Consider the following 21123-nt stretch of genomic DNA (forward strand, 5'->3'; position numbering starts at 1 on the left):
CGGCCCAGAGAGCCGTTGCGGTCGACGCTGCGGTCCCCGATCGGTAGTAGGGGCCCGGCGAGCGCTCGGTCGGCGACCGCATCAGGTGGGAGGCCGGGGTTCGGCGAGCCGGGCGGCGACCTGGGCGCGGGAGGCGAGGCCGAGCTTGGAGAGGATGTTGGCCACGTGGGTCTCGGCGGTGCGCTGGGAGATCACCAGGCGGTCGGCGATGTCCTTGTTGGAGAGGCCTTCGGCGAGCAGCGCGGCGATCTGCTCCTCCCGGTGGGTGAGCAGGCTGCGGGCGGGCTGGTCCGCTGTGTGGTGTCCGGTGTCCAAACCGAGGGCGAAGGCCATGGCCTCCTCCTGGGTGAAGGCGGCACCCCGTTCATTGGCCCGCCGGTAGGCCGCGTCCCCCAGGGCGTCCCTGGCCTGCTGGGCGACCACGACGTGGTTGCGCCGGTCGTCCTTCGAGCCGTGGACGAAAGTGTTGAAGTCGAGCCCGAGCGGTTTGAGGAACGCGGTTGCTGCGCCCATGAGCTGGGCGCCGTGCTCGTACTCGCCGTCCGTCACGGCGCACCATCCGATGAACTCGACGGCGCAGCCGATCCCCAGGAGTTCGCCGAACGGCTCCTTGAGCCTGATCACCTCCCGGAAGGTGTTCACGGCGTCCGTGGTGCGGTTCTGGAGCCAGTCGGCGGTCCCCAGGAACAGCAGGAGCCAGGACTGCAGCCACTGGTCGCCGCGGGCCTGGCAGGCGTTGAGGGCCTCCTCTCCGACGGTGATGACCATGTCGGCGAGGTTGCCCAGGGTTGCGGCGATGGTGAGCATGAACTGGGCGAAGCTCAGGTGCGGATTGTCCGCGCCGAACGCCCGTTCCAGTTCGATTCCCTCGGTGAGCAGGGTGAAGCCCTGCAGCGGATCGCTGCCGAGAAGTTGGGCGAATCCGGCGAGGTAGGTGGCGTGGGCGAAGAAGGCCGGGTCGTCCAGCTGTGCGGCGAGGGCCTGGCACTCCGCGGTCATGGTGATGATCTCCTCCACCGCGGCCGGGTTCGGGTTTCCGCCGTACACGTTGAGGAGGCTGGCCGCCCATAGGGCTTCGGCGCGTTCCCGCCCGGGTTCGCCTTCGCTGGCCAGGGCCCGCTCGAACCACAGTGCGCCTTCGTGGGGCAGGCCGCAGGCGATCCAGTAGATCCACAGCGAGGCGGCCATGTGCAGGGCGGTACGGGCCTGGTCGGGACGGTTGAGGCAGTAGTCGAGCGCTGTGCGGAGGTTGGCGTGCTCCTCTCGGGCGGCGGCGAACAGCTCGACCTGGCCGGGGCCGAACCACTGGTCGCCGACGCGTTCCGCGAGATGGAGGTAGTGGTCGCGGTGACGTCGGCGCAGCCCGTCCTCGTCGCCGGTGTGCCGGAGTTTTTCGCAGCCGTACTGGCGGATGGTCTCCAACATGCGGTAGCGGACGCGGCCGTGGTGCTCTTCGCGGATGAGGACGGACTTCTCGACGAGTCCGGCCACGGCGTCGAGGACGTCGCCGGTGCAGACGTTCTCGGCGGCGGTGAGGTCGCAGCCGCCGGCGAACACGGACAGGCGGGCCCACAGGAGGCGTTCGTCGGGTGAGCAGAGTTCGAAGCTCCAGTCGACCGCGGCCCGCAGAGAGTGGTGCCGTGGGGACGGCAGCCGACGCTTGCGGGCCAGGAGCTCGTACCGCTCGTCCTGGCGGGCCAGGAGCTCGTCCACGCTCAGGACGCGCATCCGGACGGCGGCGAGTTCGATGGCCAGCGGCAGGCCGTCCAGGTGTCGGCAGAGGGCGGCGACGGTGGGCCGGTTTTCGGGGGTGAGCGTGAAGCCGGGTGCTGCGGCAGTGGCCCGTTGGGCAAACAGCGCCACCGCGTCCGCGCCGGCGTCGCTGTGGGAGTGCAGGACGGGCGGGCCGTCTGCTTCGGGAACAGGCAGTGGCGGTACGGTGAACGATCGCTCGTCCGCGGTACCGAGCACCTCCCGGCTGGTGGCCAGCACCCGCACGCCGGGGCAGGCCAGCAGCAGGACTGCGGCCAGTTCCGCGCAGGCGTCGACCAGATGCTCGCAGTTGTCGAGGACCAGCAGCATCTGCCTCGCCCGCAAGAAGTCGATCAGCGCCGCGACGGGATCGGAGTCCATGCCGCGCATGCCCATGGCTTCCATCGCGGTCAGGGCGACCAGTCCGGGGTCGTTGACCTCGGCCAGCGATACCCAGGACACCCCGTCTGGGAAGGCCCGCTGGACCTCCCGTGCCACTTGCAAAGCCAGCCTGGTCTTGCCCACGCCCCCTGTGCCGGCCAGCGTGACCAGCCGCGCGTCCGACAGCAGCTGCTTCAGCTCCGCGACCTCCGCGTGGCGCCCCACCAGGCTCGTCACGTCGGTGGGAAGTGCACCCGCCAGAACCGTCACAATCTGTAATCCTAGTACGTTGGGTCCCAAACCGAGAGCTGGACGCGGTCGAGGTCGGCGGCCGGCACGAGCGGCCACCGGTGATGACCTAGCGCCGGGCCCGGGTCGGTCGGTTGCATGTGGGGATGTTCACCGGACCATACACCCCTCCGTCCGGGACGGACTGCTGAGATGCGCACCTATGCGGGCCACCAGGTCGCGCATGCGCAGGCCCATCAGGCCGGCGTCCACGCCCTCGTCGGCCAGCACCGCGAGGTAGGCGTTGGCACCCGCCGCCATGAGGTAGAAGAACCCGCCGTCGACCTCGATGACGACCATCCGCATCCGGCCGCTGCCGTCCGGGAACTCCAGGGCGATGGCCCCCGACAGGCTCTGCAGACCCGCGCAGGCCGCGGCCAGCCGGTCGGCGGTGTCGGTGTTCGCGCCGTGATGTGCCATCCGCAGACCGTCCACGGAGAGCACCACGACATGGCGGGTCAGCGGAACGCTGTCCGCGAGGTCCCTGAGCATCCAGTCCATGTTGGAACGTTTCTGGTTCACCGCTGTCCACCCTTGTCTGGGAGTTCGTCGAAATATCAAAGGGCCGCCGCCGGGCGCTCGCCCGTGCCGCCCCGGAGGAGGTCGCTCGGGCACACGCTCCTGACTGGACCGGTGCAGCAGCTGGAGGTCGTCGGGGTGGCGCGGTGGCAGCCCGCGACCGTTCCGTTCGACGGCAGCGTCCGCCCGGAGGCGCGGAGACCACCGCCGCGCACACGGCCACGACTGCGGGTGGCAGCACCCCCGGCGGGATCGGCCCGGTGGGGCGATCGGACGCACCGACGTGCCTGCGAGGAGAGAGACTCCCGGCAGCAGGGCCGGGGTGGAGGCAGTCGGCGAGGCGCCCGCACCCGCACCCGCCACGACCTCGGGTCCGCAAGGCCGCACCGGCACGACCCACGGGCGCCCGCCCCAGGGTGTCGGGCGAGCGGCTCATGGCAGGGAGAAGTACACCGGCCCGCTCGGCCCGGCTCCCGACACAGACTGTGATCATCCTCGTGGGGCTGTCAAGCGAGATCGGGAGAAGTGCCGGAAATGCGCACGAGAATGAATCCAAGGACCCATCACATGGGCCCGGCCCGGACCGTGCCCGCCACCACAGCTCAGCGGCAGCAGAGTTGACAGCTGGTCACTCCGTGTCGCGACGGCCCCGACCTGCTGGCAGGAAGCACCACGGGAATCTCCCGCAGTCCTACTGATTCCCGCCGCTACCGGAGGCGGGTTGCTGCCCGGCGAACAGGCGGGCTATCTGGGTCCGGGAGGTGAAACCGAGCTTCGTCAGCACGTTCTGCACATGGGTCTCGACGGTCCGCGGCGAGATGACCAGCCGTTCCGCGATGTCCTTGTTGGGCAAGCCCTTTGCCACCAGCCCGGCGATCTCCCGCTCGCGGCGGGTGATCGGTGTCTCCGGCTCCGAGGACTGGGGCGCGGACTTCACCGCGACACTTCGGGCCGCCGCCACCCCGACGACGAGCCCCAGGGCCATGGCCACCCGCACTGAGGCGAGCATGACCGGCACAAGTCCCCAGTGGAGATCATTTGTCAGCAGCGCGGTGGTGTAGGCGCCGGCGGCCGCCCAGCCGGTGGTCAGCATCCGGCGACCCGAACGCCGAGCAGCCGGGCGATCTCCGGAGCGTACGCCGCGGCGCGCATCTGCAGGCCCAGGGCGGTCCATCGGAACAGCAGCACCAGCGCGATCACCATCAATGCCACCGCGCCGATGGTGAAGAGGAACGAGGAGTGTTGCCCCAGATCATGCCGGCCAGCGCGTTGAGCAGTACCAAGAGCCCCAGCGTGACCACGGCCGCGTTGAGCGGGGGCTTGTTCTCCACGAGTCGGATGAGTACCCGCTCCGTGGCAGCCCCAGGAGCAGTCCCGACCCGAGGGCGCGCCGGCCAGCGCCAGCCAGTAGGACCCGGAATGGTGCAGCACCCGTCAACCTAGCGGCGTACAGGCGAGAACCTCGCGATCCTGCCAGCGCCGCGCCCCGCTTCGCCCCCGTTCGGCCTAGTGCTTCGGCGGCGGTTTGCTGTTCTGGCTGGTCAGAGGCCGTGTTTGTGGAAGTCGTCCGCCGCAGCACCCGCCGCCCGACCAGATCGCCTGCTTCCTGGCCCATGCCCCTCATCGGCACGGCTGTCACCGGCCTGGGCCGTGTCGCCGACTCCCGCCGGGCGATCGGGAGATCCGATGGGTTCACGAGAGCCATGGTCCTCCCCCTCGTGGGGCTCTGCACGGAGGGAGGACCCTGGGATCGGTCAGCGTCACCGAGAGTGCCGTGAGCGGCCATCGGCGTGGTGGCCAGCGATGCCCTGGGGGCGATGGCGCGGCATTGGTACCCTGCGGGGATGAGGAACGTCCTCAGCGGCCGAGGACGAGCCTCTGGCCCGGGAATATCTGGTGAGGTCCCTGGACGAGGAGTGACTTGTTCAGGGCATACAGTTCCTGCCAGCCACCCTGAACATGGTTCCTCCAGGCGATCGCCGACAGACAATCTCCCGCTGCCACGGTGTAGCTCTTGGTGGTCGGCGGGCTGGCGCTCCGACCGGTCGGAATCTCGGCTTTCCCCGCCGACGGAGCGGCCTGCGTCTTGGGGGCCGCCAGCGGCTTCGGCACCGCCGCGACAGAGGGGACCTGAACGTCGGCGGGTGCACCTCCCGCAGTCAGGCCGGCCCGGATGGAGCACACCGGCCAGGCGCCGGGGCCCTGCGAGGCCAGTACCTTCTCCGCGACCGAGATCTGCTGTGTCTTGGTGGCAAGGTCGGCTCGTGCTGCGTACTGGGCGCCCCCGAATTCGGTCCAGGTGCTCTGCGTGAACTGCAGGCCTCCATAGAACCCGTTGCCCGTGTTGATGGCCCAGTTGCCGGAGCTCTCACACTGGGCGACCTTGTCCCAGGTCGTCACAGAGGCGGCACCGGCGGTTCCTGCGATGGCCAGAGGGATGGTAGCACCGAAGATGCCGCTGACGCCGATGGCCGCGACAAGACGGCGCTTGAACGAGTTGCGAACACGGCGGTGACGGCCAGTTCCTGACAGCACGGCGGGACCCTTCTCCACGCCTGCGGGTTCGACAGTTGGGGGGATATCGAGTTCGAGATTGTACGAACTGTGCTTCGTGCGGGTCCGGACCAGCCATGGACTCGCGACCCATCTGTTACCCGCCCCTGTCCGACGGCGATTCACGAGAGAGCGGCCCGCCCGGTGACAGGATTCGGCGTTTCCGGAGGCCGACCTTCGTAGAGGTCTACGAAGGCTGCACACGGTAAACGCCGTCGACTATCGGCCTGCCACGGATATGGCATACGTCACAGGGACTGCTTGGCAGGTGCAGATGTCGCCGTGACAGATCGGCCTCACAGCTCCCGAAGGCCCGCCTCGGGTGACGGCCCCAGGAACGCCCGATGGGGTTCAAGGTCATCCTGCAGGGCCGAACTCGTCAAGCCCCCGGCCAATCCACAGCACCGAACTGACGAGGCATGCACTCGGAATCGGAGACTTCTCACAAGAGAATCAAGCTCTTTGATAGTGCGCGGGCGATCTCGATTTTTGGGTCTTGGGGCTCTTTTGGTGGGTCCTGGTGTGTCGGTAGGGTGTTGTTTGCTATTGCCTTGATGGTCTGCTCCGGTGTGGTGTTGGGTGTGGGTGCTTGGTGTCGAACTGGTATTGCGGTTGAGGGTTTTTGACGTGTTGCCGGTTGATTTTGGTGTGGTGGCTTGCGTGTGGTTTGAGGTTGGTTGTCGGCGGGGCGGGGGCGTCGAGGGGTCGGGCTTCGGCGGGTTGTGTGGGGTGCGGGTGGTTGGTGGGGTGTGGGGTGTCGCTTGATCTTCCGCTGGAGTTGCGGGTGGTTGCGAAGTATGTGGTGGGGGTGTGGCCGTCGGCGGATGAGGATGTTCTGCGGGGGTTGGCGGGTGTGTATGAGCGGGTTGTTGTGGATGCGGAGGGTCTGGGGCGGGCTTTGGTGTGGCAGTCGGTGGGTGTGCGGGGTTGGGAGGGGGATGCGCGTCAGGCGCATGACGCTTTGATGGAGCGGGTGTTTCGGGATTCGGGGATCGGGGCGTTGGTGGATGCGGCGCGGAGTGTTGCGGGTGGGGTGCGGGAGAGTGCTGCGCAGGTGGAGAAGGCGAAGTACCAGGTTTTGGTGATTGCTGCGTGGTTGGCGGCGTCGATCGGGTGGGCGGTGGCGGTGGCGCCGTTGACGGGTGGTGCGTCGTTGGGGTGGTTGGCGGCGGTGGAGGCGTTCGCGCAGGAGTTGTTGGCGCGGGTGGGGGTGTGGTTGGTGCGGGCTGTGGCGGCGGCGGGTGCGGGTGCGTTGTTCATGATGTCGGCGGACGGGTTGTCGCAGGGGCTTGTGATGGCGCGGGGTCACGGTGGGCGCTTCGATGTGGGGGAGTTGTTCATGTCGGGTGGGATGGGGGCTTTGGCGGGTCTGGTGGGTCTGGGTGTGGGGGCGGTGGCGGCGAGGGGGGAGGTCGCGGTGCGGGGTGCGTTGGTCGGGGCGGGGCGGTCGGCGCCGGTGGGTGGGGAGGTGCTGTTCGCGCCGGTGTGGACGGGGAGTCTGCCGGCTCGGATGGGGTTGCAGGGGTTGTCGGGTGTGGTGACGGGTGTGGGGTTGGGGGCGGTGCAGGGTGCGCCGGTGACGGACACGGCGGAGGCGTTCGCGCAGGGCGTGGTGGGGGCGTTGGCCGGTCGGCACGGCGGGGTGCGGGCGGGGAAGGTGCCGGAGGGTCTGGCGGCGCTGGTGGCGCGGCTGCCGGGAGCCGACGGCGGGGGGCGGTTCGAGCCGTCCGAGGCGGTCCCGGACTCGGGGGTGGGCTTCTCGCTGCTGGACGGTCTGTGGCTGGAGGAGACGTCGGGCGGTGCGTTGTGGGCGCGTCCGGAGTCGGCCGGCGCCGGGCCGGGGGATGCCGCGTTCGCGTCCGTGGTCCGCAGCATGGGTGCGGGGCTGGGTGGTCCGCCTCTGGTGGTGGGCACTCCTGGCATGGCGGGCGGCGGGGTGGTGCGGCAGCTGGAGTCGGTGTGGGGCGCGCTCCAGCGGGCACCGCGGACGGCGGCCGCGCTACCGCGCGAGATCGTCCTCGCCGCCCCCGTCAGCGCGCACGAGATGCCCGCGTTGGAGGACTTCGTCGCCACCCGCAAGGTCGGAGTGACCATCTCCGAAAGGCCGACCACAACAGGCGGCCCCCGGTCGTGGACGCACCTGGAACCGACAGACCCGGCCGACCGCACGAGCGACACGATCACGACCCCCGCACCGCCCCCCGCTGCCGCGGCCGGTGTGCGGGAGGTACCGCCGCACCCGACCGAGGAGACGGCTTCCGGACGGGGCACCGGAACGGACGTTTCCATTCCCCGTGCCGGCCACCAGGTGGTGGAGACACCGGCCCGGCCGGTGGACGCGGTGCGGGAACCGCCCGCGTGGGAGCAGGCGCTGCCCGGACCCCGCGAGGCACTCCCCACGGCGCCCGCCGCACAGTCGCACGAGCCGAGCACGGCCCACACCCCTGCGCGGGCCCTGCTGCACGGCGGACCGCAGGAACCCACCACCACGACCAGCGACCAACCGCTCAGCACCACCCGATCGGACACCCCCACCCAGCCGACCGCCACCCCCCACGACCAGCACCCACCCACCACCCACCACCCCGCCCCCGAGCCCCGTGAAGACGGCTCGGCGTGGCAGCCTGCGGCCCAGGGCACGACCGGGCATGCCGGCACACCGTACCCAGCAGAACATCGACGACTGAACGACGATCTGCTCGGACTTCCCCCGATGGACACAATCGTCCGCACCCTGGGAAAGCTGCCCGAACAGGAATACCAGCACCTGATGTCCCGGACGGACCCCCTCGTCGCAGCGCCGGTCCTCATCGGAACGGACCCCGCCACCACACGGGAACGCGCCTTGCACGAAGAAGACAGGCAGCGAGTGGCCTTCGTTCTCCGCCGGGACGGCGAGGAGTCCGCCAGAAACCTGGCAAAGAACCTCGGCATGACACCCGGCCCCGGACTCCGCGGAGGCTCCGACACCTATTACCACCAGAGTGAGAGCGAGAGCGAAGGTGACGACCATACCGGCTACTCTCAAATGTATCAGCACTACGTCGTCCGCGACGACGACGATCTGCTGTACAGGAATGACACCAGGAATCCCGACGAAATATTCGAGACCGGATTTCAACCGCGTATCCCGGACTCGAACGTCACCCTGATGGACCATATCTGGAGTACGCGTAGTCGATCGCAATGGGTCAGTACGAGCCGCAGGGATGATCTGGGGCACCGCGAGGGATACCGTTACGAAATTGACGCACCGGAACAGGGGGTCGATGCCAGTATGACCTACGGAGACGACTACCCGCATTTCGCTCGCCCCGAGAAGGAGGTGGCCTTCGAGGGCGGCATCGACCGGTCCTTCATCCTGGGGGCCGACGAAGAAGTCAGATCCCCTCGCGGCTTGAGCGCACTTCATGCCAACCGACCTGACGACTTCTATTTCGTCAACCCGCATTTTGAATTCCCTCCCACGGATCATTCGACCTGGTGGCATCAAAATGCAGAATCGGACGAAGACTAACCCATGGGTAACCTATGAGCCGGGCGGGGGAAGCTCAGCTGCAGCCGGCGAGACCCGTGACAGTCCCACCCTGGGTGACCAGCCCGCAGAACGTTGTGGTGGAGATCTTCCAGGTCCCGTCCACCAGAACGGCCTTGCCCTTCGCGTCGGTCTGCACCACGTTGCCCTGGATCGAGAGCGTGTACGTGACGTCGGCGGTGGTGGGCGATGTGAAGGTGACGTTGCTGACCTGTGCCTGCGCCTGGCCACCCTGCGGGTTCTCGACCACTGTCTGCAGCAGCGGCTTCAGCTGCTCGCCGTTCTGCAGCAGGGCTGTCCGATCATCCAGTGAGGTTGACGGGTTGAAGAACTTCTCCCAGTTCTGTTTCACCGTCGCTTCAGCAGCCGCGGGATCCGCCGGGGCAGTGCCCGACGGCGTCGCGGACGCGGAAGTCGCCGGGGAGGAGGAATTGTTCGAACTGCTACAGGCAGCCGTACCCACGGTGAGCAAGGTTGCCGTGAGGAGGGCAGTCGCGATGCGGATCCCCTGGTGGGTTTTCCTGGCGACGGAACCATCGCTCTGGAAGGTGGAGCGCCCATCCCTCTGCATCATGCCCATGACTTCCTTGCCGTTTGGTCGGTCCGTCGCGCGGGTGTGCACATTGTCGACGGGCAGGCGACGGATTTCCAAACGGAATTCCACGCCTTCGACCAGATCGCCCTCGCGATTCTCTGTCTCCTCGGGAAGGTCCCGGAAAGACCTCGGGGCGGACCTACAACACACCGAGTGTGGTTGTACATAGGGAATCGGTAACGTGGGCGGGCCGGTCTCCGCCAGCGTATCCGTAGGTGCCCGGCCCGGCCGGATACGCGCGTTCGACGGCGTGTCCGCAGGCATTCGCCGTCCCCACCGACGCCGAATGGGACCGCCCGGGCGGCAGACCCGGGCTTCGCACCCGCGGTGCGGGCGGGTCTCGACTGCGGCCGGGCCGTCAGCCGGCGGGTCTCGGAACGAGACGCAAGGGCACAGCGGCGGGTGGCCCCTGGTCGGGCGAGTCTGAGTCCGCTACGTCGTCGGTCTCCGCGGCGGGCTCCGCGTCTGTGGGATCGTCCGATGTGAGGGCCTCCGCGACGGCTCGGCGGGCTTGGGTCAGCAGTCGGTCGATGGTGAACTCGAGTGCGCCGAGGGCGACCCATACGGGGGTGTCGCCGAGGTCGCTCTCCAGCGCATGTGCGAGCCGGCGGCCGGTGCGATCGACCGAGGCCGAGAACGCCAGGAGCCGGGCAATGTGTTCGTGATCCCAGGATCCATTGGCACCCTTTGTGCCGGTCGGCGTCGCCGGCTCGTCGGATTCATTGATTTCGACGTCCATATGCGGTTCGGGTGGCAGGCAATGAGCACCGCCACCCCGGGCCCCTTTCGCATTGACCATCGAGTCCGGGCGGGCACCCCGGCAGCAGCGCCAACAGCAGAAGTTTCTCATTTCCACATTTTGGCAAATGTAATTGAATCCCATGGTCTGACCACTCGTCAACGGCGGATCCGAAGCCAGTGAATAATTGAGACTCCGGACCTATTGAGGCTCTGAGGGCGCACAACGGGAACCGTGAGACGGTCGCGGCCAGCGCGCCCTGGGCGACCGTGGAGTCCTGAAGGGATCGGGGGGACGGCGGGCCGCAGTCGGAGGTGGTTCTGATGCGGGTCCGGCCTGGAGGGTGTCGACGTGCTACTCCGGCGGAGTGCCGGCGCTCGTGTGGCGCATGGCCTCGGTCGCGATGCCGACCCGTGAACGAACGCCGAGTTTGGCGAGGATGTGGGAGACGTGGGTCTGGACCGTGCGTCGGGACAGGAACAGGTCCTCGGCCACCTGGGGGTTGGACTTGCCCTCTGCCACCAGGGCGGCCACTTTCAGTTCGGTGGGGGTAAGGGCCTGCCAGCCGAAGGAGGCCCGTGGGCGAGGCCCCCGGACCCCGCGCCGGATGCTGTACGGCCGAAGGCGGGTGTCCGCCCGGCGCAGGTCCCAGAGGGCCCCGAGGCTGTCGTACAGGTCGGCGGCCTTCATGAGGGCCTTGCGGGATTCCGGTTCCCGGTGCAGGCGTGCCGTCAGCACGGCCGCGTCCTCAAGCGCCTGGGCCTGTTCGAACGGCCGGCCGACCGCTTCGTAGTGGTTGGCTGCCTCCAGTACGAGAGCGGGATCGGCTTCCAACAGGCCTCGGCAGTGCGCGGCTGCGGCGGTGGCTCCTGCAGAAGTCTTCTCACGGAGGGCCTCCGCTCTGCTCAGCTCGGTTGCCTCCCGCGCTGTGGCGGTGTCCCCGAGGTCGAGGGCGAGCCTGATGACGGTGGGGAGCCACGGGTGGAGAAGAAGCAGTTGGCCGGGGCGGATCTCCAGAAGTCGGGTCAGGACGGCGAGCGCCCGGTCCGGGGCCCCGCCGCGTTCGGCTTCCAGGGCCTGGGCCACGAGCAGGAAGTCGCTGTTCTCCCAGTCCGGTAGCGCGGCAGTCGACAGGCGCAGCCCGGCTTCGAGATGGCGTCGCGCGGTCTCGCGGTCGTCGCGGTGGCCGGCGATGAACGCCGTTGCCCCGTGGTGGAGGATCTCCGGATTCTGTCCCCGGAGACCGAACGAGGCGTCGGCATGAGCCTGCTCCGCGATGGCGGCCAGGGACGCGAGCGCGTCGTCCCATCGGCCTGCCCAGATGTCCTGGACCGCAAGACCTGTGTGCAGTACCGCGCTGCCCGGGTGGCCGATGAGCCGCTCGTCCTCAAGGGCGTCCCGGCGGACTGCGACGGCGTCGGAGAGGCGGTCGAGGTTCTGCAGTGCGGTTGCCTTGCCCTCGAACGCCCAGGCACACAGTTCGGCGTACTCGTCGCCGAAACGCAGCACCGCGAGGGCGTTGTCGGCCGCCGCCAGTGCCTTCTGATGATCGCGTCGGGCGGTCTCCACGGCCCACAGGCCGCAGTAGGCGAAGCTGGCCGCGAGGCCGTCGTCCACGGTGGCAGCCAGGGCGAGAGCCTCTCGGGCGCCGGTTTCCGCGTCGCCGAGGTCGCCGGAGGATGTCCGGGCGGTGATGGCGGACAGGGCTCGCAACCGGGCCTGCCACTTCGGGGGCGGTGGGCTGGCTCGCTGTGACTGGGCGAGTACGGCATGTGCCTGGTCGCCCCGGCCGGACCCGTGCAGGAGAAGCGCGAGGAACCACCGCATCTCGGCGCCGATGTCGGCGTCTTTCGTGCGCGTCGGCATCTCCCGTGCGAGCTGTTCGACGGAGTCGTGTCGGCCAAGGGTGAAGTACGCCCTGGCGAGGGCCAGCATGGCCGTCTCGTGGCGGCTGTTGTCGACCTCCCATGCCTGGTCGACGACCCGCTGGAGAAGATCGACCGCTGTGTCGGGGGCGCGGCGGGCCAGCAGCAGCGCGTGGTCCGTACTCCATTCGAACGTCCAGCGGTCGATGGCCGACCCGGCCGAGAGCAGGTGCTGCGCGATCTGTTCGGCGGGTGCTCCGGATTCGGCGAGAACGCCTGCGATCCTGCGGTGGAGCGCTGACCGCAGTGCCGACGGCAGGGAGTCCTGCAGGGTCTCCCGGATCACGGGGCTGCGGAATCCGAGCAGCTCACCCGACTCGTGGAGTACTGCTGCCGTTGTGGCCTGGCGCATGCCGGTGAGTAGCGCGGAGGGCGGTTTCTCGAGTACTGCGGCGAGGTCGGCGACGGAGAACTCCATACCGAACAGCGCGGCCACGCCGAGCATCTCGCGCGCCGACGGGGACAGGGTCGACAGCCGGCGTCGGACCACTGCGGCCAGTGATTCCGGGAGTCCGGCGTCAGGACCTTCGAGTTCGGCCAGGTCGGGACCGAGCTCGATCCGCCCGCTTCCCAGCAGGGTGGTGATGAGTTCCCGCGCGTACAGGGGATTTCCCGAGGTCTGGTCGAGGAAGGCCCGAAGGCGCGGGCCGGCGGGGGCTCCTGTCATCCGGAGCACCAGGTCCGACAGTTGTTCTCCGGACAGCGGGCCTGCCTGGATCAGCACGGCACCGGTGGCCAGGACACTCTGCCGCAGTCTGGCGACCGCGGGCCTGCGGGGTGCGGTGCGGGAGACCGCGATGAGCAGGAGCGGCAGTTGATCGACGGCCTGGGCCAGCCGGTGCCAGACGATCATGCTTGCTTCGTCGGCCCACTGGATGTCGTCGATCATGAGGATGAGTGGACTGTCGGCGCACAGGTTGTCGATGAGAACCCGCGCTCGCTCCAGGGCGGCCAGGACGGGGTCGACACCTCCGAGCACAGAGCCGGCGGGACCGTCGCTGAGCAGTCGCACGATCTCCGCGTACTGTTCGCTGCCGGAGGTTCCTGCAGCGGCCAGGCACGCCAGGAGGACGCGCAGGGGGTGCCGGGTACTGAAGTCATCCGCAGCGGCGCACGCCGTCCGGCAGCCGCGTTCGGCGGCTTCGGCCAGGCCTGCGGCCGCGAGGGTGGACTTTCCCGCCCCTGGTTCTCCTTCGACCCAGACGACCCGGCCCTGCCCGACCGCGACTTCTCGGACCAGTGCCCGTAGGGCCGCCACTTCCGTACTGCGGCCGACGGGTACGGCTTCGGGGGAACGGGATCCCATGGGTGGAAGCCTATACGGCAGCAGGTCCGGTCAGGACAGGGTGAACATCGCGCGCCGCCCGCTGCGCGCGCCGCGGACGGCGGATCGCGGATGTCGACCGAACCCCCTGGTGGGCGGCCTCCGGCGTCGGCGGAAGGATCAGGCCGGTTGGCGGATCATTCGCCGCGCGGCACCGGTCACGCTGAGGAGATGGCGGCGCGGCCAGGACCGGACCGGCGCTGCTGGATGCAGGTGTGGGGCGGCGACTAATGATCGATGAGACGAACACGAACGAGGCTGGCGCACAGGCCGTGCGGGTGCTGGTGGTCGAGGACGACCTGGTGATCCGGAAGGGACTGATCAGCCTGCTCCTCGACGACGGGCGGACCCTCGTCGTGGGCGAGGCCCAGAACTGGCGTCACGCCGCCGCCATGGCGCAGCTCCGGTCGCCGGACGTGGTGCTGTTCAACCTAGGGGTGCCGCTGCTCGAAGGTCTACAAGCTCTCGCCGAACTCTCCCAGCTGTGCCGAGTACTGGTTCTCGGAGCCGACGGCACCGCCTTCGACGTGGACCAGGTGCTTCAGGTGGGCGCCACCGGTTACCTAGTACACCGCCAGTTCTCCGCGGTCGAACTCGTCACTGCGGTGGTGGCCACCGCGCAGGGGCAGCCCCATCTGTCCCCCGGTGCCATCGTCGCCCTGGCCCAGAGGATCCGGTCGGCGCACACCACCCGGAGCGAACTTCCCCGCAGCGCGAGGATGGGCAGGTTGTCACGCCGGGAGTTGGAGGTCATGGACCACATCGCCCGCGGCCGGAGCAACCCCGACATCGCGCAGGCGCTGTTCCTCAGTGAGAAGACGGTCAAGAACCACGTCAACCGGATCTATGCCAAGCTCCAGGTTCACAGCCGGGCTGCGGCCGTCTCCCTCTGGCTGGGCGCTGCGGTCGATCCGGTGTAGGCACGCGGCGAGCCGTCGGCGGGATGGTCTTGAACGCACGACTGGTTTGCCCCCGGTGGGGGCGAACCCGAACGGCCCGCGCGATCTGTCGCCTCGTCGGGTTCGTATCGTGACGTACCGTTACCATCGGCTGCTGCAAGCCCTGTTCCCTCGTCGGGCCCCGTGTGGGCTCCACCAGCAGTGCCAGGCCGATTGCCCCGTCCGCGCCCTGAGGCAGCCGCGGGCGGGACGGGGATCACGGCCGACCCTATCCCGTCGGCCACCTGTCCACACGGTAGGTGAAGACCCCGCGCCACTGGTCTATCACCAAGGGCAGGCCCAGGCTGTCGAAGACCGGGAGCAGTCTGTGGATCCGGGCTCTCAGCGCACGGATCGACAACGGCTCCCAGGCAGTTCCTAGGAGCCGTGTGAGGTCGTGGCAGCAGATCGGCGAGGTGGCTCTCACGATCACGTCGAACAGCAGGCGCTGGCTCGTGGAGCAACCGCCGCTCCATATCGGCCGCCGGTACTGCGCTGCCTGCATGCAGCGCTTGAGGTCCGCCGTGAGGCGCGCTGCGAGCTCGATCAACGGGGCCCGGGAATCAAGGACGTCGAAGGCTCCGGCGTGGAAGGCAGCCAGAATGTTCTGGCCCGAGGAGCACTTCATCACCGTGTCCACCCCTTGGACACTGAGCACCATGCGCGGCCCTTCCTGGCGCAGGACCACGACCGGAGCGATCAGCGCCGCCGCCCGCACGAAGTCGGCCAACCGCTCACTTTCGAGCGGGCAGTCCAACAAAATCATCGATGGACTTTTCTCGACAAGGACGCGGCAGGCCTCGCTGCTCCCCCAGGACAGTGCCTTACCCAGGGGGAGACCCTCGCGGCGCAGCCGCCAGAGCTGGTCAGGGTTGCGCCGTTCCCCCACGGTGACCAGGGCCATGGGTACTACCTTCTCGGCCGCCGCCTCGGCTGGCCGGCCGCCGGGGCGGAGCGGGAGAGCGTTGTGAGCAGGCGCGCGACGGGCAAATTCGGTCATCGTGCACATCCTCCAGCCACCCGGACTTGCGCCGGGGTCGCGCAGGCCCACGGGCCTGAGTCGGTTGGTCGGGGGTCGGGGTCGCCCGGCCCATGGTCCCGAGGGTGCGAGGCCCGTCCGGCAAAGACATCCGCCGGACGGCCGGCGACTCACGCACTGCTGTTGCACGGGTAGCGTCCATACCGGCGTGCCCGCGATGTCGGGCAGGGGTCCGTCGGGTCAGTCCAGGTCGACCGGCGCGCCAAGCCACAGTGCGACGGCTGCGGCACGGCTGCGCACTTGCAGCTTGGCGTAGATCCGGTTGACGTGGTTTTTGACCGTCTTCTCACTGAGGAAGAGGGCCTTGGCGATGTCGGGGTTGCTCTGGCCACGGGAGATGTACTCCATGACCTCCAGTTCCCGTCGGGACAGCCCGTCCACCCGGTTGCCGCCCGGTGCCGCCGCCCGCAGGGGGCGCACTGCCTTGAGCTTCTCCGCCAGGGCGATCACCGCTCCGGGGGAGAGGTGGGCGCGGCCCTGAGCCGTGGCGACGACGGCCGCGATGAATTCGGAGGCAGAGAACTGGCGGTGTACCAGGTAGCCGGTGGCACCGACCCTCAGCGCGTGGTCCACGTCGAAGGCGACGTCCTTGGCAGCCAGCACCAGGACCTTGTACAGCTGGGACAGTTCCGCAAGGGTGTGCATGCCCTCTTGCCTGGGCACACCGAGGTTGAGGATCACGACGTCGGGTACCCACGCCTGGGCCAGTTCCAGGGCCTGGGACCGGCCCAGGGCCTCACGTACGGCAAGGGTGCGGTTGTCGGTGTCCAACAGGCTGACCAGCCCCCTGCGGATCACCAGGTCGTCGCCTACCACCAGAGCCCGGATCTGCCCGTCCTTCCCGTCGCTCCTCGTTTCATTCATCATCAAATCGCCCCACGCCGGATTTCACTGGTAGGCAACGGCACTCCCGGTCCAGCGGTCCCACTGGTCCTGAGGGCGCTCGGAGTTCGGAGGGTGAACCGATTCCCTCCGGTCATCCCCCCTGCCCTGCCCCGCGCCGGCATTGCCTCGCCTTTTCGCTGACCGACTCTTGGCCACCTGACGTCGAATGTCAAGCGAGGACCTGGAGTCCATTGTCCGCGAGGGTAAATATTGGGCCGGGCCCAATTAATGGGGCCCCCGTGGGCCTTTACATCTCACCCCCAGGGCCCTCCTGGATTTCCACCGACCGAAGGCCACTCCGGGGTCGCAACTTCGAGAGGATAATGCTACTCGCAGGTAGTTTGCGGCGGCAGGCAAGCCCGCCGCCACCCACTCGGATCACCTTGCCTCCCTTCCGCACCAACCCAAACATCCGCCCCGCCGGCCTCGCTTCTCGGCGCGCTCCCCCTCGGCCCAGAAATTTGATCCCTCCCCCATTCGAACACTCGACAGAATTCTCATCTGAAGAATCTGTCCGACTCGATGGGGAGATCGGGCCAGCCTCCACTCTCGCCGCCGATCACCTCCCCCATCTAGTGCCGCATCAAGCAACGTACGCCCTGTGTGGGTCGGTTCGGCCCCTCCTGAGATGATCGCAAAGCGCGACGTCTGAGGGAGGGTCATGGAGATCATCGAACACGCGATCAGCGAGCCTTTCGAAGGTGTGCTGGTCGAGCCGGTGGGAGGCAGCAGGGTGGGCGTACTGGTGCTGGCCGGTTCGAGTGGCCGCATCGACGTCGAACGCTGCCGCGTACTCGCCCGCGCGGGGATGACCGCGTTGTCGATTCGCTGGTTCGGCGGCGACGGCCAGGCACAGGGAATCTGCGAGATCCCGCTGGAGAGGTTCGTTGAGGCGATCGACCTCCTGCAGACCAAAGCAGGAGGGAGAGTCGGTGTCCTTGGATTTTCCAAGGGAGCCGAGGCGGCACTTCTGCTGGCCGTCCGCGATCCGCGCGTCGATGCGGTGGTGGCCATGTCTCCCACCTCCGTGGTCTGGGCGAACGTCGGCCCCGGCATCGACGGTCTGACCCACCCCTATCGGTCGTCCTGGACCTGGAGGGGCGAGCCCGTCCCGTTCATCTCCTACGATGATGCCTGGACTCCTGCAGAGGCAGAAGGCGAGCCGACGACCTGTCGGACCCATTACGAGCAGAGCCGGCAGACCCATGCCGAGGCTGCGCGCGCGGCCGTGATCCCGATCGAGCAGACCGCCGCCCAGATCGTTCTCGTGGCAGGCGGGGACGATCAGATGTGGCCGTCGCTGCTCTTCGCACAGGAACTGGCTGCGCGCCGCGCTTCGGTGGGCCGTCCAGCCAGGCTTGTGACCTCGTTCGATGCCGGGCATCGTCCCCGGTTGCCCGGGGAAGGGCCTGCCGGTCACTCTGACCGGTTCCGCTACGGTGGCACGGCGGAGGCCGACGCGGCGCTCGGCACCGCGGCGTGGTCTGACATTGTTGCGGCGCTGGCTGGAGATCTTCACACCGGCAACTGACCGAAACTTCCGGGATCAGGCCACGTTGGCCCGGGCGACGAGTTGGCGAAGGCGCTTGTCGGCGGCGTGGTTGTTCCGCCAGATGATGTAGCGGCGGATCATGCTGCCCTGAGCCTTGTGGCTGGGGTGGTCGGTGCCGTCGAGGGCGAAGTAGCGCAGGGCGGTGAACTGGGCCTCGATGCGGTTCAGCCAGGAGGAGTTGGTCGGGGTGTAGGCGATCTCGACGTTGTTGGCCTCGGCCCAGTCCGCGACCCGGCGGCACCGCTTGGTGGTCAGATGCGGGGAGTAGTTGTCGCAGATGATCGCGATGCGCACGTCGGACGGGTAGAGGGTACGCAGGTAGCGGCAGAACTCCAGGAACTTGGTGCGGTTCTTGGTCTTCTTGACGTGGCCGTACATCTTGTCTTTGGCCAGGTCGTAGGCGGCCATCAGGTGGCGGACCCCGTGCGGGCGGGTGTAGGTCGCGCGTCGCTTGGGGCGGGGCTCGCGCTCGGGGTCCTTGTGCTTGCCTCCGCGCTCGGCCCAGTGCCGGCCGGGATGGGGCTGGAGGTTGAGGGGGCCGAACTCGTCCATGCAGAAGACGACTTCGGGCTCGCCGGGCTCGGGTATGACCTCGCCGTCGGCGATCGCGTAGAGGTGTTCGACGCGGGCCTTCTTGGCGGCGTAGTCGGGGTCGCGGGAGGTCTTCCAGGTCTTTATGCGTTGAAAGGAGACGCCTTCCTCGCGGAGCAGGATGCGCAGGCCCTCGTGGCTGATGTCGTCGACCACCCCCTCGGCGACCAGGAAGTCGGCCAGCTTGACCAGGCTCCAGGTCGAGAAGGGCAGGCCGTGCTCGACCGGCTTGGACTTCGCGATCTTCTTGATCTCCCGGCGTTCGGGCAGAGTGAAGGTCTTCGGCCGCCCGCCCCCGTACTTCGGGTACAGGGAGGCGAAGCCGTCGGTATTGAAGTTGTGCAGCACGTCCCGAACCCGGTCCGCGCTCGTGAAGCTGACCTCGGCGATCCCCGGCACGTCCATGCCCTGCGCGGACAGCAGCACCATCTGCGCTCGCCGCCAGGTCACCACCGACCCGGTGCCCCGCCGGATGATCCGCAGCAGCCGCTGCCCCTCGTCGTCGTCGATCTCACGAACCCGCACTCGCTCTGCCACCCGCACAGCCTCGCGCACCCCCGCCGCCCGGCACAGCAGCCGGACGGCGCGTCACATCACAAGAGGGCAAAGGTTCCTTGATACGGCACTAGGCCCCCACCAGCGTGGATACGGTTGGCTAAGGGCTGCCGCAGCCTGCTGGCACCGTGCCGCACGCGTCCCCCGAGGCCGCAGCCACCGTCACCGACCGGACCCCGCCCCCGGGCCTCCGGCCCCTGGGTCCACCGGCCCAAAAAGGCTCAAGGGAAGCTCAGGATCCGGGGTGAATGGGTTGACATGAGTCGGTCGACGCATGAAGCTCATCGCGGCAGAAGCTGCCGGTTGGAAATGCTCCCGTCATTGCCCAGGAGTAATTCATGGCCCGCCTCGCCATGGATTGATCAACGGACCGGAGCGGTTCGATTTGAAGGATTCAGCGTGCTTCAAAACGACTTCCGAAGGGAACCGGCGCGAGGACAGGAAGTAAATAGTCCGGCCCCTGCAGGCGCCATCGGCAGCACGGAAGTCCTTATATTCCGGAATGCCATCGACTGACTCGCCCTCAGTCCGTGCCAGTGCGCATCGGAGGGGAGCGCATTCGCAAGATCTGCAGTCCGCGAATCCGCGGATACCTGGCCCGGCCTCCTGGCCCACCCCACTGCCGGCCGAGTGCGATCCCCGGAAACCCGGGAACTCCGGTATCGCCGGGGCAGCAGTCGGCGACGTCAGCATGCCCCTTTCCCCACGGAGATCCGATGATGCAAAACCTGACCGGCGCCCTGCTCTGGTGCTCACCGGCGGCCTTCCTGGCCTGTCTGGTCCTGGTGATCCGCTCAAGACGTGCGCAGACCCGGCTGACCCGTGAACTCTCCGTCCTCGCCCGGGAGGCACGTCTGCGCGACGAGGAGGCCGCGCATCTCGTCTCCAGCCGACTGCCGGCCCTGATGGCCCAACTGGTGGGCCCGCCCTCGGACTTCCCGGCTCCGCTCCATGAAAGCCTCATGGGTACCCAATACCATGCCAACCTCCACGCCGTGGGAATGCTCTTCGCCAGGACCGTGCAGGAGGCCCGGGACAAAGCCGAGAAGGCGGCCCACACCGTGGTCAGGAGCGCGATGTGCTCCCTTGAGGAACTGGTCGCCGAGCAACAGGAACTGCTCACTGAAACGCGGTCGGGCAACCACATCCTCCAGGTGCCCGACGAGTTGGTGTCGGACATCGAGCGGCTCAACGCGCAGGTCGGCAGGCGGATACAGAACATCGGGATCCTCGCGGGGGCAGGTATAGGACACAATCACCCGCCGACAAAACTGACGGACGTGATCCACGCGGCACGTCTGCGTACCCAGCACTGCAAGCGGGTCCAGTTCCGCGACCCGACCGACGTGACCGTCGTGGCGGACGGCGTCGAACCGTTGATCATCGCGATCGCCGAGCTCCTGGACAACGGCGGCCGGGAATCGGATCCCGAGATCCCGATCAGCGTGGGCATCCACAGCGGACAGCAAGGGACCACGCTCACCATCGACGACGCCGGGACCGGCCTGGACGCGGACCGGTTGCAGCAGGCGTCCGCCTTCCTGAACGGTCAGCAGTCCACCGCGCTGTGCCGTGTGGGCCGGCCGAACCAGTTCGGCCTAGCCGTGGTGGGGCTGTTGGCGGCCCGCTACGACTTCCGCGCCCTACTGGGAAGCAGATCGCCCCTCGGGGGAGCGCGAGCAGTACTCGTCCTGCCCGTCACGCTGACAGTCGCCGATACCGCGGAGGAGAAGGAGAGCGCTTCCGGATCCCGGGTGGTCTACTCCTCACCCTTCTCGGCGGACAACTTGGCAGGCCCGACGGGCAGGCTCCTGCACACGAACTGAACCGTGCTCGGGCTGGCACGGGCCCCCGCGGAAGTGCCGGCCCGAGCAGCAGGACAGAGTCAGTCCCGCCCCCGGCCATCCGGCCGATGCTTGGGCCCTGGGGCCCAATTCTCCTGCGGGTCCCCG

General features: G+C 68.3%; 16 protein-coding genes. 4 read left to right on the forward strand and 12 right to left on the reverse strand.

Features of this window, described 5'->3' with window-relative positions; genetic code table 11:
• Positions 1–81: 81 nt before the first annotated feature.
• From OG689_RS40185 to OG689_RS44960, 6 genes are all read right to left on the reverse strand, one after another.
• Positions 82–2403, reverse strand: coding sequence for a LuxR C-terminal-related transcriptional regulator (locus tag OG689_RS40185; RefSeq protein WP_266327925.1), 2322 nt, complete (start codon positions 2401–2403; stop codon positions 82–84).
• A 129-nt stretch (positions 2404–2532) separates the two neighbouring features.
• Positions 2533–2922 carry a roadblock/LC7 domain-containing protein gene (locus OG689_RS40190; RefSeq protein WP_266328359.1) on the reverse strand — a complete coding sequence of 130 codons (390 nt, stop codon included), beginning with the start codon at positions 2920–2922 and terminating at the stop codon, positions 2533–2535.
• Positions 2923–3631: 709 nt separating this feature from the next.
• Positions 3632–4033, reverse strand: a complete 402-nt coding sequence (locus OG689_RS44955; protein WP_323189400.1) for a LuxR C-terminal-related transcriptional regulator — start codon at positions 4031–4033, stop codon at positions 3632–3634.
• Positions 4027–4152, reverse strand: coding sequence for a hypothetical protein (locus OG689_RS40200; protein WP_266327927.1), 126 nt, complete (start codon positions 4150–4152; stop codon positions 4027–4029). The genes OG689_RS44955 and OG689_RS40200 overlap by 7 nt, the downstream gene beginning before the upstream one ends.
• Positions 4143–4271: a hypothetical protein gene (locus OG689_RS40205; protein ID WP_266327929.1), complete on the reverse strand. Its 129-nt coding sequence runs from the start codon at positions 4269–4271 to the stop codon at positions 4143–4145. Before OG689_RS40205 ends, OG689_RS40200 begins: the two co-directional genes overlap by 10 nt.
• 526 nt (positions 4272–4797) lie before the next feature.
• A complete protein-coding gene (locus tag OG689_RS44960; RefSeq protein ID WP_323189401.1) occupies positions 4798–5475 on the reverse strand; it encodes a transglycosylase family protein in 678 nt (225 codons plus the stop codon).
• Positions 5476–6247: 772 nt separating this feature from the next.
• Here OG689_RS44960 and OG689_RS40220 point away from each other — a divergent pair.
• Positions 6248–9010 carry a hypothetical protein gene (locus OG689_RS40220; protein WP_266327931.1) on the forward strand — a complete coding sequence of 921 codons (2763 nt, stop codon included), beginning with the start codon at positions 6248–6250 and terminating at the stop codon, positions 9008–9010.
• Between the two features lie 34 nt (positions 9011–9044).
• Here OG689_RS40220 and OG689_RS40225 read toward each other — a convergent pair whose 3' ends face one another.
• From OG689_RS40225 to OG689_RS40235, 3 genes are all read right to left on the reverse strand, one after another.
• On the reverse strand, positions 9045–9692 hold the full coding sequence (locus OG689_RS40225) for a hypothetical protein (protein WP_266327933.1): 648 nt from the start codon (positions 9690–9692) through the stop codon (positions 9045–9047).
• A gap of 289 nt (positions 9693–9981) precedes the next feature.
• The gene (locus OG689_RS40230; RefSeq protein ID WP_266327935.1) at positions 9982–10362 is read right to left on the reverse strand and encodes a hypothetical protein; all 381 of its coding nucleotides are present in this window, start codon (positions 10360–10362) and stop codon (positions 9982–9984) included.
• Positions 10363–10716: 354 nt separating this feature from the next.
• The gene (locus tag OG689_RS40235; protein WP_266327937.1) at positions 10717–13593 is read right to left on the reverse strand and encodes a LuxR family transcriptional regulator; all 2877 of its coding nucleotides are present in this window, start codon (positions 13591–13593) and stop codon (positions 10717–10719) included.
• A gap of 248 nt (positions 13594–13841) precedes the next feature.
• On the opposite strand from OG689_RS40235, the gene OG689_RS40240 reads away from it, so the two are divergent.
• Complete coding sequence (locus OG689_RS40240; RefSeq protein WP_266327939.1) at positions 13842–14531, forward strand: response regulator transcription factor; 690 nt, start codon at positions 13842–13844, stop codon at positions 14529–14531.
• Positions 14532–14778: 247 nt separating this feature from the next.
• Here the strand turns inward: OG689_RS40240 and OG689_RS40245 are convergent, their stop codons facing one another.
• Positions 14779–15453 carry a hypothetical protein gene (locus tag OG689_RS40245; RefSeq protein WP_266327941.1) on the reverse strand — a complete coding sequence of 225 codons (675 nt, stop codon included), beginning with the start codon at positions 15451–15453 and terminating at the stop codon, positions 14779–14781.
• A 315-nt stretch (positions 15454–15768) separates the two neighbouring features.
• Entirely contained in the window at positions 15769–16455 is a 687-nt protein-coding gene (locus tag OG689_RS40250; RefSeq protein WP_266327943.1) for a response regulator transcription factor, read from the reverse strand.
• Between the two features lie 679 nt (positions 16456–17134).
• Here OG689_RS40250 and OG689_RS40255 point away from each other — a divergent pair.
• Entirely contained in the window at positions 17135–18004 is an 870-nt protein-coding gene (locus tag OG689_RS40255; protein WP_266327907.1) for an acyl-CoA thioester hydrolase/BAAT C-terminal domain-containing protein, read from the forward strand.
• Positions 18005–18019: 15 nt separating this feature from the next.
• Here OG689_RS40255 and OG689_RS40260 read toward each other — a convergent pair whose 3' ends face one another.
• Positions 18020–19153 carry an IS630 family transposase gene (locus OG689_RS40260; protein ID WP_266327905.1) on the reverse strand — a complete coding sequence of 378 codons (1134 nt, stop codon included), beginning with the start codon at positions 19151–19153 and terminating at the stop codon, positions 18020–18022.
• Between the two features lie 734 nt (positions 19154–19887).
• On the opposite strand from OG689_RS40260, the gene OG689_RS40265 reads away from it, so the two are divergent.
• Positions 19888–20997, forward strand: coding sequence for a hypothetical protein (locus OG689_RS40265; protein ID WP_266327945.1), 1110 nt, complete (start codon positions 19888–19890; stop codon positions 20995–20997).
• Positions 20998–21123: the final 126 nt, after the last annotated feature.

This window comes from Kitasatospora sp. NBC_00240 (genome assembly GCF_026342405.1).
Classification (GTDB): Bacteria; Actinomycetota; Actinomycetes; order Streptomycetales; family Streptomycetaceae; genus Kitasatospora.

Coding starts and splice junctions, on each gene's coding strand:
- OG689_RS40255 (WP_266327907.1), top strand. CDS start 17,135: ATGGAGATCATCGAACACGCGATCAGCGAGCCTTTCGAAGGTGTGCTG.
- OG689_RS40235 (WP_266327937.1), bottom strand. CDS start 13,593: ATGGGATCCCGTTCCCCCGAAGCCGTACCCGTCGGCCGCAGTACGGAA.
- OG689_RS44955 (WP_323189400.1), bottom strand. CDS start 4,033: ATGCTGACCACCGGCTGGGCGGCCGCCGGCGCCTACACCACCGCGCTG.
- OG689_RS40240 (WP_266327939.1), top strand. CDS start 13,842: ATGATCGATGAGACGAACACGAACGAGGCTGGCGCACAGGCCGTGCGG.
- OG689_RS40245 (WP_266327941.1), bottom strand. CDS start 15,453: ATGGCCCTGGTCACCGTGGGGGAACGGCGCAACCCTGACCAGCTCTGG.
- OG689_RS40190 (WP_266328359.1), bottom strand. CDS start 2,922: ATGGACTGGATGCTCAGGGACCTCGCGGACAGCGTTCCGCTGACCCGC.
- OG689_RS40250 (WP_266327943.1), bottom strand. CDS start 16,455: ATGATGAATGAAACGAGGAGCGACGGGAAGGACGGGCAGATCCGGGCT.
- OG689_RS40230 (WP_266327935.1), bottom strand. CDS start 10,362: ATGGACGTCGAAATCAATGAATCCGACGAGCCGGCGACGCCGACCGGC.
- OG689_RS40265 (WP_266327945.1), top strand. CDS start 19,888: ATGATGCAAAACCTGACCGGCGCCCTGCTCTGGTGCTCACCGGCGGCC.